The sequence below is a fragment of the Sphingobacterium sp. E70 genome, from assembly GCF_019285695.1.
GTDB classification, from domain to species: Bacteria; Bacteroidota; Bacteroidia; order Sphingobacteriales; family Sphingobacteriaceae; genus Sphingobacterium; species Sphingobacterium detergens.
In genome coordinates, this window is sequence record NZ_CP079104.1 from 6,245,001 (window position 1) to 6,260,747 (window position 15,747).

Genomic DNA, 15,747 nt, shown 5'->3' on the forward strand with positions numbered 1-15,747 from the left:
ACTTACTGTAAAACCAGCAGTATGGCTGACGATATTCTTGAGGGTGACTTTTTCGTTTTAGTCCATTCGTTGTCTGGAACTTTCCACGACGTTAGGAATGAATTCACATCCGTATCTGTAGCTAATTTACCAAGCTCTACCTCCTTGAGCGCAGCGTAAGCACTGACAGGCTTGCTCATCGAAGCAACCTGAAACAATGTTTTAGCGGTGACTGGAGCCTTGGACTCAAGATCTACAACGCCGTAGCTCTTACTCCAGATGACCTTAGAATCTTTGATAACAGCTATACTCACACCGGGAATATTATAAAACTTCATGCGTGAGGCAATATCCCAAGATCGCTCCCCACAAAGCGTACAGGTGGTATCAGCCCTGATTCAACCCCGGAAATTTCTTTTTGGAGCTGACTTTCGGTTTGCGCACAAGCTGTTGAGACCATTAGTCCGAAAATAAGGGCAATAGGTAAAGATTTTATGATTTTCATAATATGTTAAGTTTAAGACGCCGAATAACATGATCCATGTCGTTTTTTTGGTGTTTGTGACAAAAAGGCGATGGCTTCCGCGTCATCTTTTACACAATTTTCTCGATTAACTTCCTTATCAACTCGCTTGCCAAAACAGTATACTACTGTTAAACAGCACACTAAAACATATTTATAATCAGAGATTGATCATAATCGGACACCGAATGTTCAGAATCGAACGATACAACAACGAATCCAACATCAAATCTACAAACCTAAAATGCAAAGCAAAAAATCGCTAGTACTAGCGATTTTCCCTCATTTGGATCTTCTGTAAATTTGGATAAAATCTACGGTCATGAAAACTGTGTCATTCTTAGCCGATTTTCTTTGGAATCCTCCATTGCATTCCGTTAAGTTAATTGACAACGATATAACACAACAAAATTTACGACCTCAATCATCAAGCAATAGTAAACCTATAAAAAATTGAATAATGAGAACCTCAAATAGAAACAAACTTGTCGATTCGACAAAGGAGAAGTACGAGCGACCTCAAATTAAGACCGTTCAAGTGAAAATGGAGAATGGCATCGCCGCAGATTCCGCAACCACCAAACCTAATAATAGCGTAAGTACGGAATGGCAGCAAATGCCAGAAGCTTCAGCCGACTTAGATTGGTAGATACTTCTGATCGTAATAAAGATAAAAGGATTATTTGATACAAATAATTGATTAAGGGACTTATTAGTAACCGAAAGAGAAAAAATGAAAAATAAGATTTTAAACAACAGAATCAATTCTACCATGGAAATGGGTGCGTTTTTTTTTTTGTTTTATTTGCCCTAATTGGCTGTCGTACGAAAGATGATCATCCTACTGTCTCAACAGAGAAGGCTGTGGTTAAAGTCAATATACTTGGTAATCATTATGACAATCAGGAAAGTATAGAGAAGAAATCCACAGCAGGGATTCCTGCAACAGAAATGAGCAGGATCCAACGACAGGAGGTTGCCTTCAATGGTGAATATACCCTGGAGGCTGAACTGGCTCCAGCAAGTTCGTATGAGCCTATAGGCGCAAAAGCAAGTACCAAAGCCAGTACAGAAACAAAACCGCTTGATCCGGGAATACGCTATAAAATGGCTGTGTATAAATCTTCAGGTGAATACGTCACCGAAAGGGATTATATTCGTGGTAATGAGGGTAACACCTTACAATTGAGTTTAGATGGCGGACAAAGTTATACCTTTGTCGCTTATTCCGTAAACAGCGCTACAGATCTTCCGCCAATAACCTTTGCGAATCCAGCGAACAAAACATTAGTGACATCAAGTTTAGAGGGACTTTCCGGCAGTGCCGACTTGATGTATTACAAAAAAGATAATATGGTTGTCAGTGGCAATACGGTCAATTATGTGGATATTACATTGACACATAAGATGAGCATGATCACCACAATCATTGACGCTTCGGCAACGGGATACGATGTTACTGCCATAACTGCTTCTATTACTCCTCATTACCCGACAACAGCTATTCAATTGTCTAATGGCACACCAGCACAATCAGGGCAGATCGGGAATGCTCCGATCATATTTCAAGCACTTAATGCGGGAACTGTTGTTTCGGCACCATTGATCTTAAATGCGATAACAGTTACAGGCACTCTGAATTTAGCATCTATTACGGTAGGTCCTATGACACAACAGAATATTGTAGCCCTTAATAACGTAGTCATCAACCCAGGTGTGAAATATGATCTCCGAATCCGTATCAATCCAAAAGATGTTTTTCTGGATCATCAGGGACAAAAAGCAGCACGTATCAACGGTGTCGTCTGGATGCGTTATGACTTGGGCGCCCTGGTTCAACTTCCAACATCGACCCCGATCAGGATCCGTCAATCATGGATCTCTATGGTAATTTTTATCAATGGGGAAGGATACCAGCAATAGGGACAGCAAATTGGCCCGGTGTATCGAGTTGGAGTTCAAACATTGTACAACCCGATAATGCATGGAATAGTGGAACTGAAATTGCTCCAGTAAAAACGGCTACTGACCCATGTCCGAGTGGTTACCGTATCCCCACCAAAAGAGAAGCCGAATCCCTGATCAGTGGCACAACAGCAAGTAATATTGGCTTATGGGCCGCTAGCCAGACGAATTATAGTGCTGCAAAAGTACTGACCAGTATCCGCAACAAAAATGTAAAATTGACCCTTCCTGTCGGGACGTGTTCAAACACATGACTATGGAGGTATTTATGCTCCCCTGGGCTATGAACAGCGCGGACAATTTGCCTATTTCCATACAAGTTATACCGAGGGAAATAATATCTATTATCTTCAGGGATCTTCTACGGGTATGATGGTAAATACACCCGGCGATAATAATACTATGAATAAATTTCAGGCTTTTCCAATCCGTTGTGTAGCGGAGTAACGAATTTAATTTGTTGATTTTTTTAACTGACTTTAGCCGTTATCATAGAAAAGAGGAACTATAGTCCCTTTTTTCTATGATATGCCTATTGTACCGTATGAGATCTCTTTTGATGTAGTCAAAATAGAGTTGATTTATGTATTGGTCATTACATCTTTAGACCCAAATAATAGCACGACAAAATTAATTCCGCCATCACCAATTAGAAGTACATCATCCTTCCCATTGGCCATAAATGGCGTCACATCTTTACCATTTAAAAGCAAAAGGCAGCTTTCGACGTCGTCATCCGATTTTACAAATCGCGCAGTTCCCTTATTAATATTACGGATCCACCTGTCAATGTTAAATATCATAATGCTTTGTTTTATTTAACTCAACCATTTGTTCGACCAATAACTTCAGCACCGATCTCTCGGCAATCAGGTTGAAACTCCAGATATCGTCTGTAATAAACACATAATGACCGGAAAAACTGTAGATGTAATCCCCTCCTTCTATTCCTGTTGACCAGTTTTCCTTTTTTAAATCAGGAAAAGTCCTTAGTACACGCCAGCAATATTCCTTTATTTCGCTTTCACTCCAAGTAGCGTCCAAGCTATCGATCAAACTCTCATCTGTACTAAGCCCATACATTTCCAACATTTTCGCAACGGTATTTCCCATGGTTGACCGATTATCCTAATTGTATCTAAATATATTGTAACGTTTGATGCTCCTCTTTCTTTCACTAAAATAGTGAAAATAGTACGTGTACAATAACATCTTACGTTTTTCAATTTCTCCAAATTTTAAAATGCAAACTCCTTAAAATATCCACTAAGAAGTAAAAGTGTCAACGGCACTAAAACAATAAGGAGCATGTCTTGTCTACCTTGTTCTATTTTACCCTCTTATTTGAATTGATAATAATTATTACCCTAGTTTGATCGGGTATTTATTCTTTTGTCGTTTTTCCCCTTGAAATTGTCGGATATCCGGTCTAAACTCAATATCAAAAATGAATAGATTTGCTTATAAACTTTTAACAATCAAATAAATATGAAAACAAGAAAGACATTAGGGCTAATAATAACACTAGTTTTTGGGTTATTGCTATCCTGTCAACACACGAACGATCGAACAGGTACTTCAGAAAATTCATCAGTTGCTAAATCAGCTAAACCATCAGAAACGGGTTATGTGGATGTAAATGGGTTAAAAATGTATTATGAAGTTTATGGCGAGGGCAAACCTCTTGTATTGCTTCACGGATCTTATATGACGATCCCATTGAACTGGTCTCATGCTATCCCCATGTTTAAAGGTCGGAAAGTAATAGTCGCGGAGATGCAGGGACATGGACGTACCAGAGACATTGCACGAAAAATCAGTTATGAAGGGATGGCCGATGATGTATCCGGTCTATTGAAATATCTTCAAATAGATAGTGCCGATATATTGGGCTACAGCATGGGTGGTGGCGTAGCTTTTCAAATGGCTATACGTCATCCCGAGCAGGTACGAAGACTTATCGTGCTGTCCGGCAGTTACGCACATGATGGATGGTGGCCCGATGTCGAAGCATCTTATTCATCGATAACTGCGGATATATTTAAAGGTTCACCCATTGAGAAGCAATACGACAGTCTTGGCAATGATCCAAAACATTTCCCCGAATTTGTAAAGAAAGTAATTAGTATTGACCTGGAACCTTACGACTGGTCCAAAGAAGCAAAAAAATAAAAGCGCCCCTATTTATGGCCATTGGTGATGCCGATGGCATACAATATGAACATGCATTAGCATTATTTCGTGCCTTGGGCGGTGGGAAAATGGGTGATATACATGGATTACCTAAATCTCGTTTAGCCATCCTACCGGGGACTACACATATCGGTATGATGTACCGCATGGATTGGTTAGTTCCGATGATTGATGACTTCCTGAATTCTGACCTAAAAACTACGGCACCAACTTTTTAGTGTTTTCTGACAGATCAACTTCATTTTTATGCTATCGTAGCCAAGAGCCAACTCGTTGGGGTTGACTCTTGGCTACAGAATGGAAAGGTGTTTTATGCTTCCCTAGGCCCCGCTCCAGTCACTAAGAGAACGATATCCCTAAAACGGAGATCGCAGCTTTTAACTCGGTTTAAATTTTAAATGAGCTTTAAATGTTTTTAAAAATTTAATATATATTTATGTATCTAAAACGAATACATGTTAGAAAATTTCGCATTCTATCTCTTTTTGGTTCTGTTGATTACCATGCTCATTATGCTGGCTAAAAAAATTCAGGTTGCATACCCTGTTTTGCTTGTGTTGGCGGGACTTTTAATAAGCTTTATTCCGGGAGTACCGCCTATAAAAGTAGAACCTGAATTAATATTTATTATTTTTTACCACCATTATTGTATGAAGCAGCTTGGTCAACCTCCTGGAAGGAACTCTGGCGATGGCGCAGAATTATTTTCAGTTTTGCTTTCGTCGTTGTGTTTTTCACCGCATTATCGGTTGCAGTTTTCGCAAACTATTTTATCCCCGGATTCTCTTTAGCCTTGGGATTTTTATTGGGTGGAATCGTTTCTCCTCCTGATGCAGTAAGCGCAGGTGCAATTTTAAAATTTGTAAAAGTACCAAAAGACTGGCTTCAATTCTCGAGGGCGAGAGCTTACTGAATGACGCTTCTTCACTGATTATTTTCCGATTTGCTATGATTGCTGCTGCAACGGGGCAATTTGTATGGTATGAGGCTGCAGGAAGCTTTGTCTGGATGTGTGTCGGTGGCGTAGGTATTGGACTTACACTTGCGTATATTTTCTTGAAAATGCACAAAATTTTGCCAACCGATCCGAATACAGATATATTACTGACTTTTATCGCACCATTCTCCATGTATCTAGCGGCAGAGGAGCTCCATGCTTCCGGAGTTTTGGCCGTGGTAAGTGGTGGATTATTTCTCTCCTACCGTAGTCACGATTTTTGAGTAGCGCATCCAGAATACGCACAGTAACAGTCTGGGAAAGTTTTTGCTTTTTGCTAAACGGGATTGTGTTTATGCTCATTGGTTTGGATTTACCCGAAATAGTGAACGGTTTAGGGGATACTGATATTTACACCGCAATTGGATATGGAGTTGCAGTTACTGCAGTACTCGTTGTTGTGCGAATTTTAGCGGGCTATGCAGCAGTCATTACCACTTTAGTGATGCGCAACTTTATCACTGTGGCAGATGCACAGTCTCCAGGCTGGAAAACGCCCATGATCATTGGTTGGACTGGAATGCGGGGCGTAGTCTCCTTGGCTGCGGCACTTTCAATTCCCTAACTTTAGAAAATGGGGTTCCTTTCCCACAAAGAAATCTGATCCTTTTTATCACATTTGTCGCTATTCTGTTAACACTGCTTGTACAGGGACTTACGCTTCCTTTTTATTAAAGAAATTTCCGCCAATAGATCGAGATTTTGTGCGGACAGAAAAGGAAATCGATTACGAGATCCAAAACAAACTTGCCCAAGTAGCTGTAGAGAAAATTCGTAAAGATTACGCGGACAAAGTAGACAGCTTTCCGACATTGAAGGATCAATTGCAGAAATATGAAAACCAATTGACAAGTTCGGAAATCATCATTAACTATGCTGAATATAGAAAAATCTATATCGACATCATAGAAACTCAAAGAATGTGGTTGATCAATAAGAATCGTGAAGAGCTTTTATTGGACGAAGAAATCATTAGAAAACACCTTCGCATACTCGATCTCCAAGAGGAAAGAATGAATATGAAAAGCTAATCTTCCTTTTGAACAGCAATCCTACGAATTGCTGTTCAAAAGAGGATTAAATCGATACTAGTAGGAATTAGTGTTGCCGCTCTTCAAGCTCTAGCAACCATTTTTTCGCCAGATACCTACGCCGTAGCCGCTTAGGTGACACATTTGTTCGAAACTTAATTCCATAATGCAATTATTTATAATGATAGAACAAATCTATAGCGAATACATTCCTTCTACAACCGAAAAATTGACAAGTATTTTTTTATTTACGAGGGATTGCAGGATATCTTCTTTTTGCTATTTTATCCAACAAATATCTGTTGGAGCATTTGATAACCACGACTATTTTGGTCTTATATTAAACGCACGAAACGATATTCACTAACAAGTAACATGAAGAGAGCCTTTCTATTTTTATTGTATTATTCTGGGTGCCGAAGCTACATGCACAGGTCAATCAAACACAGCAAATGGTGATCCAATTTCTGGATACCCTACAAAAAAATGCCTATATGGGAAAATCTATGCAGTGGGATTCCATCAGGCCAGCGTTCATAGCGGAGACTCGTCATATTAATGAAGTCAACCAATTAAAACCATATTTTGAGAAATTGTTAAAGACTTTAAAGGATGGTCATTCTAGCTTGTTCTTTGAAGAAACGGGACAGGATAAGGAATCAGAACAGGACCAATTTGAAAAAATGGCGGTCATGACGGACAAAGAAGCAGGTATACCTCCGAAAAACTTTCAGCATTATATGATCAATAGCAAATATGCTTACATCAATGTACCTCCGTAATGCTGGAAAACAGAAAATATGTGGATACCATAGGCATACAACTGAAAAACTTGGACGCTCAGGAACCTAAAGCGTGGATCATAGATCTAACGGAAAACAACGGTGGAAATATCATGCCGATGATCTGGCAGTTTCCGTCCTTATTGGACACCGATAAAACATACGCTTATATAGATTCGCAAGGCAAAGAAACGACGGCTATTACTTATTATACTGTTGAAAGTCCCGAAGATCTCACATATTTCCAACTTTTTCAATTGGAACCTGATCAGGTAAAGCCCATAAAATTGCGGCATAATGATATCCCTATTATTTTATTGACAAGCAACATTACCGCTAGTTCCGGAGAGTTCTTTACCGCTCACTTCAAAGGACAGAAAAATGTAAAAGTAATAGGGCAAAAAACTGGTGGTCTCACTTCTGGCAACGCTCCTTTCAATATCAACAAGAATTGTATGGTCATGCTTACAACCTCAGTCCTAAAAGACCGGAATGGCAAAGTATACAAGATCGCCGAGGGTATAGAGCCTGATATTGTTTTCCCATCGACATGAAGCCAAAAAATGGTAAGACCAAACTGACCTATAACGAAATGCAGGAAGTCATAAAAATGCAAAACAACGTTACATAGATCAGGCAATAGCGGTCATCGAGAATAAATCTGGACGCTGATTCCAGGGACACGATCAAGCTTGGCGATTGCCTGATGAATATTTATCTTACAATTTGCAATGCCGTTTCTCCTTTGGGGATGTATAACAGCATATCTACGAATGTTTTTCTGTTCATACCATTTTTATCTGTATCCATATAGCCCAATAAAGATTCTCCCCTATCAACACCTTTTCGTGGTTCAAGTCGAACCATTCTACCCTCAGCATAGAATTTCATGATGTAATCCTCCAGTACATAAAATGTTCGGGAATTTGGCTTCGAGTTCGAAAACCTTGTTGCGACAGATTTGCCTTTTCGACCTTTCACTGTTTGAAACTTAGTAATTATATCTTGGGAAAAATACTCAGATTGGTACCATTCAGCATCTGCCTTCAAAAATCGTGCATTTAAATCATCGTAGTCACCTGTTTCAAAAGCAGCTATCATCTCCTTATAAAAACTAAGTACATGCTCTTCGAGCTGTTGAGAATCCAACTGAGTCAAATCTTGGCCATTCTTCCATCCGGCAAGTTGATAGGGAACAGTAGCCGTAAAGCTAATATCGGTTTTATATGCTGTCCGTTTGGTTAAATCCACTTTTTCGTCAACAGCCTTATAAGACACAATTTCTTCAGGCTCCTTTAAAAGACCATCTTTCCCCCAACCAGTTTTCTCTATTTTAAGTGTAAATTTATCACCTGCTTCAAGATAGGGCTTACTAATTCCTTGATCATCATAACCCGGATAGAGTTCAATGGTAACTTGTTGTTGCCCACTTTGAAGAATATAGGGATTGATATTTATCCTCCCCATTCCCGGAATTTTATCGAAATTTGAATAAACCGGACAACCGTTTACCAATACGCTGAAACTAAACAGGCTTTCAACTTCCAGTTGATAAAGAGGTTCATCTTTGAATCTGCGAACTTTTTCTGAAAGATAGCTTATACGATTAGTTGTTGGCATCGTCCTCTCTTTTTTTTCTTGTGCACATCCCCACCACATATTACCGTTAATAGCAAAACCATTATCAATTTCACCATATCTATTGAACTTTGAGCATATTTATTCTGTCGCATCGTACAAAGTAAATAGATATTTTCACCTGTTAAGTATTCTTTTAAAATTCGCTGTAGTTCATTTAATATCCGTAACGCCAGTCATGGCATTCCTACTCATGAGATTTATGGTCTATTCTTCAACAGCACCTGATATAAATCGTATTATCCAATGGCAGATATTGATTTTATAAGCTATCTATCAAATGCCACCCGAGGAGAAGACCGATAATAAGAAAACATGCAGACATCAAAGCAATACCGTATGACCCATAAGTAAAGTTTTCTGACTCAATCTGTTTTGCAACTTTTCTATACTTAATATAAGCTAGAACAACTGTAATGGATCCTATAATAACGATTGAGACACCGACAACTCCGGAATATTCGGGTTCTATGTCCATGGACGTCTTTGAATTCAACATCAATGTGATCTGCTGTATAAATAAGGAAAATTTGACAACAACAAAACCAAAGCCCATGATCCCCAAACTCGTTGTTATCCAAGCTAAAAATGTACGTTCATTAGCTAAATGGTCGTTGATTTTTTCGGTGTTATTTTTTTCTATCATAAGGTAAAAAAGCGAATGTAGTGGAAGTTTCACATGATAATTCCCTAGTCAATCTTGTACGGTAAACCAACAGTTGACCTGTTTTGTTTAGGCCGCATGTAAAAATAGTTGGAAGGCCAATTTGAAGAGCTAACATAAATTTTCTTTCATGAGGGAAAAATACCTACTCCTGTAGTGTTTGTGCGGTAAACACTGTATCACTTTACGGATTACGCCTTTGTAAACTACGGATATGAAATAAATGCCCCGCTTTGGGTACAGCTTTTGATGCATAAAACGAAACAAGATACCACCTTATATTATTAAAATGTCATATGGAAAATATAGATCAAAAAGCAAAGAAAATGGGCCTGGAAAAAGGATATTATCTACTACTCATGGCTATTTTGGATATTCCGGTAAATAATGAGGAAGACAAGGAAAAAGAGGATTAAATGTATGAAAAGAATCGTTATTATAAGTACCTTTCCACCCCAGGAATGTGGATTGGCGACTTTCACGAAAGACCTCAGAAAAGGAATGGGATTGGACCAGACGGCATCCATCGATGTAATTGCTGTATCCAAATCCGGTTCCGAACAGTTTGATCCGGCAGTACGCTTTGTTATCGACAAAGAACGACTTGATAGTTATATCCAAGCCGTACATATTATCAATGGCGAATACGATTATTGTATTATCCAACACGAATATGGAATATTCGGTGGCGCTGATGGTATATTTATCAATCAACTGGTCAATCACTTAAACATTCCTTTATTGACAATATTTCATACCATATTGCAATCTCCATCCTTGCGACAAAAGGAAATCATGGAATTGCTGCTTAGCAAATCCCAAGCAGTAGTTTCGCTATCGCCGAAAGGACGTGAATTATTAAAAGATCTCTTTCCACTGGTCGACAGACAGAAAATTCATGTCATCGCCCACGGTGTACCCCAATTTGATTACAATCAGGGATTGGCAAAATACAGATTGGGCCTACAGGATAATTTTGTGATGATGACTTTTGGTCTGATAGGGCGAAGTAAAGGCTTAGAATATGCGATCCGCTCATTGGTAGGGCTCGATTTACCAAATTTTAAATATTTAATTATGGGCAAGACGCATCCGAATGTACTGGCACATGAGGGTGAATCGTATCGTTTTGAATTACAAAGTTTAGTAGATCAGTTACAATTGCAGGATAAGATTATTTTTATTGATGAATTTATTAATGATGATCAATTGAAAGAATACTTAACAGCCTGCGATATCTACCTTTCTCCTTATCAACATGAACAGCAGATCAGCAGTGGGACATTATCGTTTGCGGTCGGTGCCGGTGCTGCCGTAATCTCAACACCCTACTGGCACGCAGTAGACCTATTGACGGATGAACGGGGCATCCTCACACCTTTCAATGATGTCCAAACCATGGGTGCTCATATCAAATTATTGTATAGATCGAAACGATTACTTGCATGGCATCGTTTCAAAGCACGTTGTTATGGGGAACAGACGACCTGGAAGACGATCGCCAAAGTATATCTAGAACTGCTTTCAACACTCGCTACGCCTGTACGATCGCTGGTACATTATAAGAATTACCATACGTTTGATTTAAAACAAGAAGCATAACGACGAAGCGTTGAACAGCAGTCATGCATAGATAGTTTGATTTATTTATTATAAAACATTATTCAAATGGATGTTGTTCTAATTAAAAAACATTAATATTATGGGAAATTTATTATACATCATTGCCGTTATTTTAGTTATCATCTGGGCAATAAGTTTTTTCGGAGGTTACGCGACAGGAAATATAATCCACACGCTTTTGGTCATCGCAATTATTGTGGTGCTGTTACGTGTTATTCGCGGTGCCGCATAAGCGGTGTCAGGATGGGACAAAATATAGAATGTACCTGAAAAAGATCTCTTGAAAAGGCTAATTTGATCGACTATGGAATACGGTAGTCTTTGCATCCCTCTCATGGCCTGCAAATTCACCGTATTCCATTGTAATAGTCAGCCCAAAATCAACTATTACCACGGTTTAAAATTTGTAGCTCAAACCTGCTTTGATCATAAAAGGCGTTCCAGGTGTAAAATGCATTTCTGAAACAGGTTCTCGTTCATTACGAAGACGGGTTTCGGTTTCAAATTGTGCATCATTCCATTTCGTATTGAATAGATTCTGCGCCTGGATCAGGAAATTCCATTTTCCTGAAGCATAATTTAATAGAAGATCATTGACAAAATAGCCTTTTGCCTGTACAGTGTTATCTTCAGTCGCGGGCTTTGTGTTCATATAACTATACCTCAGATTTGCCGAGATTCCCCAAGGCAATTGCACAGCAACCCCACCTATACTGGTCAACGAAGGCACCAATGGGATATAGTCCTCTCCTTTCGGTTCACCAACTGCTCTCGCATAGGCGTAATTGATATCACCATCCACATATAACAAGGTGTTGCCTGATAACGAAGACTCAGGTCAGCTCCCAAACGTCTGGTCTTGCCCGATGGCTCCACCACAGCCTCATCGCCAACATATACAATCGCCAACAGATTACCAACCAAGAAATAGCATACCCGCTCCACAAATGGATAGTACGCTGCCACTAATAGCATGCACATAGCGATCTATCTTTTCTGTATCGAGCAAATTGTAACCATAGATTCCCAACAGCACCATACCGACCATCGTGATCACTGTTGTAATAGTAAACACACTGATCAGTGTAATGACTTCGGGTATAGACCGATGTGCTCCCGAGAAAAACAAAAGCGGTATCAAAGGCTCTGAAGGCCCCATAACGAAAATTGCAAATAATACAAAAGGTGTAACTTTTGTCTTGTGATGGTGATGAGTATGGGAACTTTTACCATGACTATGTTCATGCACATAAACTTCATTGCCGATCACATCAAAATGCTTATGGGATTTTTTGCTATAGATCTTCCAGATACCATAAGATAGATAACCGAGACCAAAGATAAACAGCGCCCAACTGGAAAGATTTCCACGTACATCTTGCAACCAGCTAATTTTATTTAGCTGCCAGCCCAGATATACGCCGATAATTCCTAAGATAACCGAACTAAAAACATGTCCCAAACCGCAGACCACGGTCCAAAGGATTGTTTTACCGAGCGACCATTTTTGGATTTGGATAATACTATAAAAGGCAGATAATGGTCAGGACCAGATGCCGTATGAAAAAAACTGATTGTAATGGCCGTGATGGCCAATGCGTAAAGTGTCGTACTCATGTGTACAGATGATGTTGATGTTAAAGAAGCGTGACTTCCAAAACAAGAGTGAAACATCACATAGCAATAAAAAATGCGCTATGTGTAATTAACCAAGAAATAGCAGGAAGTTTAGCAGTAAAGTCTAAAGGAATGGTAAAGGATATACCGATCAGGAATCCTATTGGACAGGTATTTATTCTGAAAATCATAAAAGCTGTACCAGGCTTTCTTCGCCATAAAGAAAAAGCGATCGACAGAAGTAAGCCCAAACTACATAACCACAAAGCATAGGCTAAATGTTGTTCATAGCTCAATTCAAATGAACATTCTTCTGTTGAGCCTAAATAAAAATCATCATGTTTCTGTCCTGATGCAACAGTAGTAACGGAATGATGGTGACTAGCTTTCGCAGCGGTTTCTCTACTCATTTTTTCCTGCAGGTGAGCTACAACAAAAAATGAGCATAATGACTATAAAAAAATGTCTGATATACCTGTGCATAATACCGTCAATCCATGCTGGATTTGCTTTCAAATTTATTACATGAACCAAAGCTTCAAGTAGCACAAATCTTGAATTTTATAGTCTTTTTATAATCAAGATATATTTCATGATCATAGTGCTATTTCATTCAAAAATTCATTAAAAACTATTTTAAATAGCAATATAACCAAATAAAACACGAAATAGTATGGATCAAAATAATTAAAAAGTAGCACAAATCATGAATATATATCAATTAATTTCGATTTGTTCTACACAAAAAAACTAGACGGTGATTTTAAACTGTTTGTCTGTCGCCAATAAGACAATACTCAGCACACACATGATTAGCGAATTATAGAAATGATGGTATTCCTGATGAGCCATATGTGCTGTCAACGCCCCCACCGCAAACGGAAACAGAAGCAAGATACCGATATTCTTAAACTCTGGTTTGTATAAACCGATCAGAAGAAGTACAACACCGAACAACTCTCCTATTCCAATGCCCAACGTCCATGTTTTATTAAAGCCTAATGAATCCATGCTCTGCATCATAGACTGTTTCTGAAAGACTTTAAACAATGAGGCGTATCCAAATACGTATAGGTAATAGGCATAACTCAACCAATGTACAATAGATTTTATAGTTTCCATTTTTATATTTTATTAGATGAGCTACAAATTTCTTTATTAAATTGCATGAATAACAGTACGTACCAAATTGTATGATACCAACAAAAAGTAAGTATGAAAAACAGAAAAGAGAATTCCACCAATACAATCAATGAAACGTATTGGAAAGATCATTGTGGTATTGCATTTACCTTATCTACTATTGGTGGAAGGTGGAAAATAAATATACTGTCTTATCTCCTCCATGAGGAAAGGCTACGTTATAGTGAGTTGCGAAAAAGATTGGTTGGCATTTCGGAGCGCATGCTTATCGCTAAATTGAAAGAACTGGAGCAGGACGGATTGATTAATCGAATTGTCTATCAACAAGTACCGCCCAAAGTAGAATATGAACTGACCGAGCTTGGTCGCTCACTGGAAAAAATTTTGGTCCTCATAGATGAATGGGGTGAGAAAAACATGTAAAATACAGTCCTTATATCAATGGAAATATAAGGACCGTATATTAATTTTTAGAAAGCGCATATAGGGCAAAAGTACCCAGCCAATGCGATCCCATATAATCATCTTTGGAAGTGATATTGGGTAATGAATATTTTAAATGTTTATTGGCCAAACCATGCAGATGCTTCAATTCAGGGAGTGCCTTAGCGATGCCATTCAGACAGGTAGCCCGGCTAAAATTCAATCCATCCAAATGAACCAGATGTCCATCCGTACGATCTTTTACGATACCTGGCTCCAAATTAAAATCCGGATTAAAAATTTCAGGAAGAAAATCTTTCAACCATTTTCGATATTGGTCCTCTCCTAAAACTACACTCATGCAGAGCGCTTCCTCAAGGCAGGGTGAAAGGAAATCGCTTCCACTGGGTTCAAAAGAGATATTACAGTTTTTATCATGATCATATAGTCTCACAGCGTTTGTCGTCAACGATTTTTCGAAGGCGACATTGTTTGTCCCCGTGCATAGTCCAATGCCAATGAAAGACCAAAAGCTGAATTGTCGTGATAGCCTGTCCGGATCGGATAGACCAATTTCGGTAAATATTCCTGGTAAGCTTTCATAATATGTTTTGCCATTGGATCCAGAATTTTTGCCCAACGTTCCGCATCCGGATCTTTCCAGGTCAATAATTCTTTTTGCAACTGTAAGAGCCAAGCCCAACCGTATGTTCGCTCAAAGTTCTTATTATTTTTATCCTGAAAGAAAGCTAATTCTATTGCTGCATTTTCGGCAGTGATATTGTGATTAAGTTGCTTCCGTATAACTCCAGATTTATCCAAATCCGGAAATTGCTTCAAAATCCGCACGATGGACCAATAGCCGTGGACAGATGAATGCCAGTCAAAACAGCCGTAAAAAATGGGGTGCAGCGTCCTTGGTCCCTTCAAATCCTGATCACTTCCAAGCACCTGTCCCAATTTGTTCGGGTATTCAACTTCAATACAGTGCAGGGGCAATGTAAGGAGATGTTTTGCCTGTGCGCTATCCAATTGTATCGGCGCATTGTTTGTACTTGTGTTTACTTTTACCTCCGAGTTGTTGTGGCAGGAAATCGCCAAAACAGAACCACAGAACAATCCTATTATTCTTTTCATTTTTTAAAAATTTTATTCCATTTAATTCACAA

21 protein-coding genes and 2 pseudogenes are annotated in these 15,747 nt (G+C 38.9%); 13 read left to right on the top strand and 10 right to left on the bottom strand.

From position 1 onward, the window contains the following. Positions 1-2 precede the first annotated feature (2 nt). The gene (locus tag KUH03_RS44680; protein ID WP_257090954.1) at positions 3-317 is read right to left on the bottom strand and encodes a serine hydrolase; all 315 of its coding nucleotides are present in this window, start codon (positions 315-317) and stop codon (positions 3-5) included. Between the two features lie 645 nt (positions 318-962). Between KUH03_RS44680 and KUH03_RS44685 the strand changes: the two genes are divergently transcribed. The 3 genes from KUH03_RS44685 (at position 963) to KUH03_RS44695 (ending at position 2,721) form a co-directional block, all read left to right on the top strand. After that, a complete protein-coding gene (locus tag KUH03_RS44685; RefSeq protein ID WP_257090955.1) occupies positions 963-1,151 on the top strand; it encodes a hypothetical protein in 189 nt (62 codons plus the stop codon). A gap of 215 nt (positions 1,152-1,366) precedes the next feature. Continuing rightward, positions 1,367-2,425: a fimbrillin family protein gene (locus KUH03_RS44690; RefSeq protein WP_257090956.1), complete on the top strand. Its 1,059-nt coding sequence runs from the start codon at positions 1,367-1,369 to the stop codon at positions 2,423-2,425. Beyond that, entirely contained in the window at positions 2,377-2,721 is a 345-nt protein-coding gene (locus tag KUH03_RS44695) for a hypothetical protein (RefSeq protein WP_257090957.1), read from the top strand. Before KUH03_RS44690 ends, KUH03_RS44695 begins: the two co-directional genes overlap by 49 nt. A gap of 327 nt (positions 2,722-3,048) precedes the next feature. Here KUH03_RS44695 and KUH03_RS44700 read toward each other — a convergent pair whose 3' ends face one another. Further along, a complete protein-coding gene (locus tag KUH03_RS44700) occupies positions 3,049-3,270 on the bottom strand; it encodes a hypothetical protein (RefSeq protein ID WP_257090958.1) in 222 nt (73 codons plus the stop codon). Continuing rightward, on the bottom strand, positions 3,260-3,580 hold the full coding sequence (locus KUH03_RS44705; RefSeq protein WP_257090959.1) for a hypothetical protein: 321 nt from the start codon (positions 3,578-3,580) through the stop codon (positions 3,260-3,262). The genes KUH03_RS44700 and KUH03_RS44705 overlap by 11 nt, the downstream gene beginning before the upstream one ends. Before the next feature lie 375 nt (positions 3,581-3,955). Here KUH03_RS44705 and KUH03_RS44710 point away from each other — a divergent pair, with 375 nt between their 5' ends. From KUH03_RS44710 to KUH03_RS44730, 7 genes and pseudogenes are all read left to right on the top strand, one after another. After that, on the top strand, positions 3,956-4,639 hold the full coding sequence (locus KUH03_RS44710) for an alpha/beta fold hydrolase (protein WP_257090960.1): 684 nt from the start codon (positions 3,956-3,958) through the stop codon (positions 4,637-4,639). Positions 4,640-4,653: 14 nt separating this feature from the next. Beyond that, positions 4,654-4,878, top strand: coding sequence for a hypothetical protein (locus KUH03_RS44715; RefSeq protein WP_257090961.1), 225 nt, complete (start codon positions 4,654-4,656; stop codon positions 4,876-4,878). A 428-nt stretch (positions 4,879-5,306) separates the two neighbouring features. Continuing rightward, positions 5,307-5,881, top strand: a pseudogene (locus KUH03_RS47770) (cation:proton antiporter). Positions 5,882-5,931: 50 nt separating this feature from the next. Next, a complete protein-coding gene (locus tag KUH03_RS47775; RefSeq protein WP_306429381.1) occupies positions 5,932-6,222 on the top strand; it encodes a hypothetical protein in 291 nt (96 codons plus the stop codon). A 139-nt stretch (positions 6,223-6,361) separates the two neighbouring features. Beyond that, a complete protein-coding gene (locus KUH03_RS47780; protein ID WP_306429382.1) occupies positions 6,362-6,688 on the top strand; it encodes a hypothetical protein in 327 nt (108 codons plus the stop codon). Positions 6,689-7,101: 413 nt separating this feature from the next. Next, positions 7,102-7,470, top strand: coding sequence for a hypothetical protein (locus KUH03_RS44725; RefSeq protein ID WP_257090962.1), 369 nt, complete (start codon positions 7,102-7,104; stop codon positions 7,468-7,470). Further along, on the top strand, positions 7,470-8,024 hold the full coding sequence (locus KUH03_RS44730; protein WP_257090963.1) for a S41 family peptidase: 555 nt from the start codon (positions 7,470-7,472) through the stop codon (positions 8,022-8,024). The genes KUH03_RS44725 and KUH03_RS44730 overlap by 1 nt, the downstream gene beginning before the upstream one ends. 160 nt (positions 8,025-8,184) lie before the next feature. Here the strand turns inward: KUH03_RS44730 and KUH03_RS44735 are convergent, their stop codons facing one another. Both KUH03_RS44735 and KUH03_RS44740 read right to left on the bottom strand, forming a co-directional pair. After that, on the bottom strand, positions 8,185-9,090 hold the full coding sequence (locus KUH03_RS44735) for a hypothetical protein (RefSeq protein ID WP_257090964.1): 906 nt from the start codon (positions 9,088-9,090) through the stop codon (positions 8,185-8,187). A 280-nt stretch (positions 9,091-9,370) separates the two neighbouring features. Further along, positions 9,371-9,754 carry a YidH family protein gene (locus KUH03_RS44740; protein WP_257090965.1) on the bottom strand — a complete coding sequence of 128 codons (384 nt, stop codon included), beginning with the start codon at positions 9,752-9,754 and terminating at the stop codon, positions 9,371-9,373. 438 nt (positions 9,755-10,192) lie between these two features. Here KUH03_RS44740 and KUH03_RS44745 point away from each other — a divergent pair, with 438 nt between their 5' ends. Continuing rightward, complete coding sequence (locus KUH03_RS44745) at positions 10,193-11,374, top strand: glycosyltransferase (RefSeq protein ID WP_257090966.1); 1,182 nt, start codon at positions 10,193-10,195, stop codon at positions 11,372-11,374. A gap of 100 nt (positions 11,375-11,474) precedes the next feature. Beyond that, on the top strand, positions 11,475-11,627 hold the full coding sequence (locus KUH03_RS44750; RefSeq protein ID WP_104381542.1) for a lmo0937 family membrane protein: 153 nt from the start codon (positions 11,475-11,477) through the stop codon (positions 11,625-11,627). A 165-nt stretch (positions 11,628-11,792) separates the two neighbouring features. Here KUH03_RS44750 and KUH03_RS44755 read toward each other — a convergent pair whose 3' ends face one another. From KUH03_RS44755 to KUH03_RS44770, 4 genes are all read right to left on the bottom strand, one after another. Next, positions 11,793-12,197, bottom strand: a complete 405-nt coding sequence (locus KUH03_RS44755) for a TonB-dependent receptor (protein ID WP_257090967.1) — start codon at positions 12,195-12,197, stop codon at positions 11,793-11,795. Between the two features lie 111 nt (positions 12,198-12,308). Continuing rightward, a complete protein-coding gene (locus KUH03_RS44760; protein ID WP_257090968.1) occupies positions 12,309-12,869 on the bottom strand; it encodes a hypothetical protein in 561 nt (186 codons plus the stop codon). A gap of 199 nt (positions 12,870-13,068) precedes the next feature. After that, positions 13,069-13,422 (bottom strand): hypothetical protein, encoded by a 354-nt coding sequence (locus KUH03_RS44765; RefSeq protein ID WP_257090969.1) that lies wholly within the window; start codon positions 13,420-13,422, stop codon positions 13,069-13,071. Between the two features lie 340 nt (positions 13,423-13,762). Further along, positions 13,763-14,134, bottom strand: a complete 372-nt coding sequence (locus tag KUH03_RS44770) for a DoxX family protein (RefSeq protein ID WP_257090970.1) — start codon at positions 14,132-14,134, stop codon at positions 13,763-13,765. 93 nt (positions 14,135-14,227) lie between these two features. On the opposite strand from KUH03_RS44770, the gene KUH03_RS44775 reads away from it, so the two are divergent. Beyond that, complete coding sequence (locus KUH03_RS44775) at positions 14,228-14,578, top strand: helix-turn-helix domain-containing protein (protein ID WP_257090971.1); 351 nt, start codon at positions 14,228-14,230, stop codon at positions 14,576-14,578. A gap of 40 nt (positions 14,579-14,618) precedes the next feature. Here KUH03_RS44775 and KUH03_RS50135 read toward each other — a convergent pair. Next, a pseudogene (locus KUH03_RS50135) lies at positions 14,619-15,715 on the bottom strand (DUF2891 domain-containing protein). Positions 15,716-15,747: the final 32 nt, after the last annotated feature.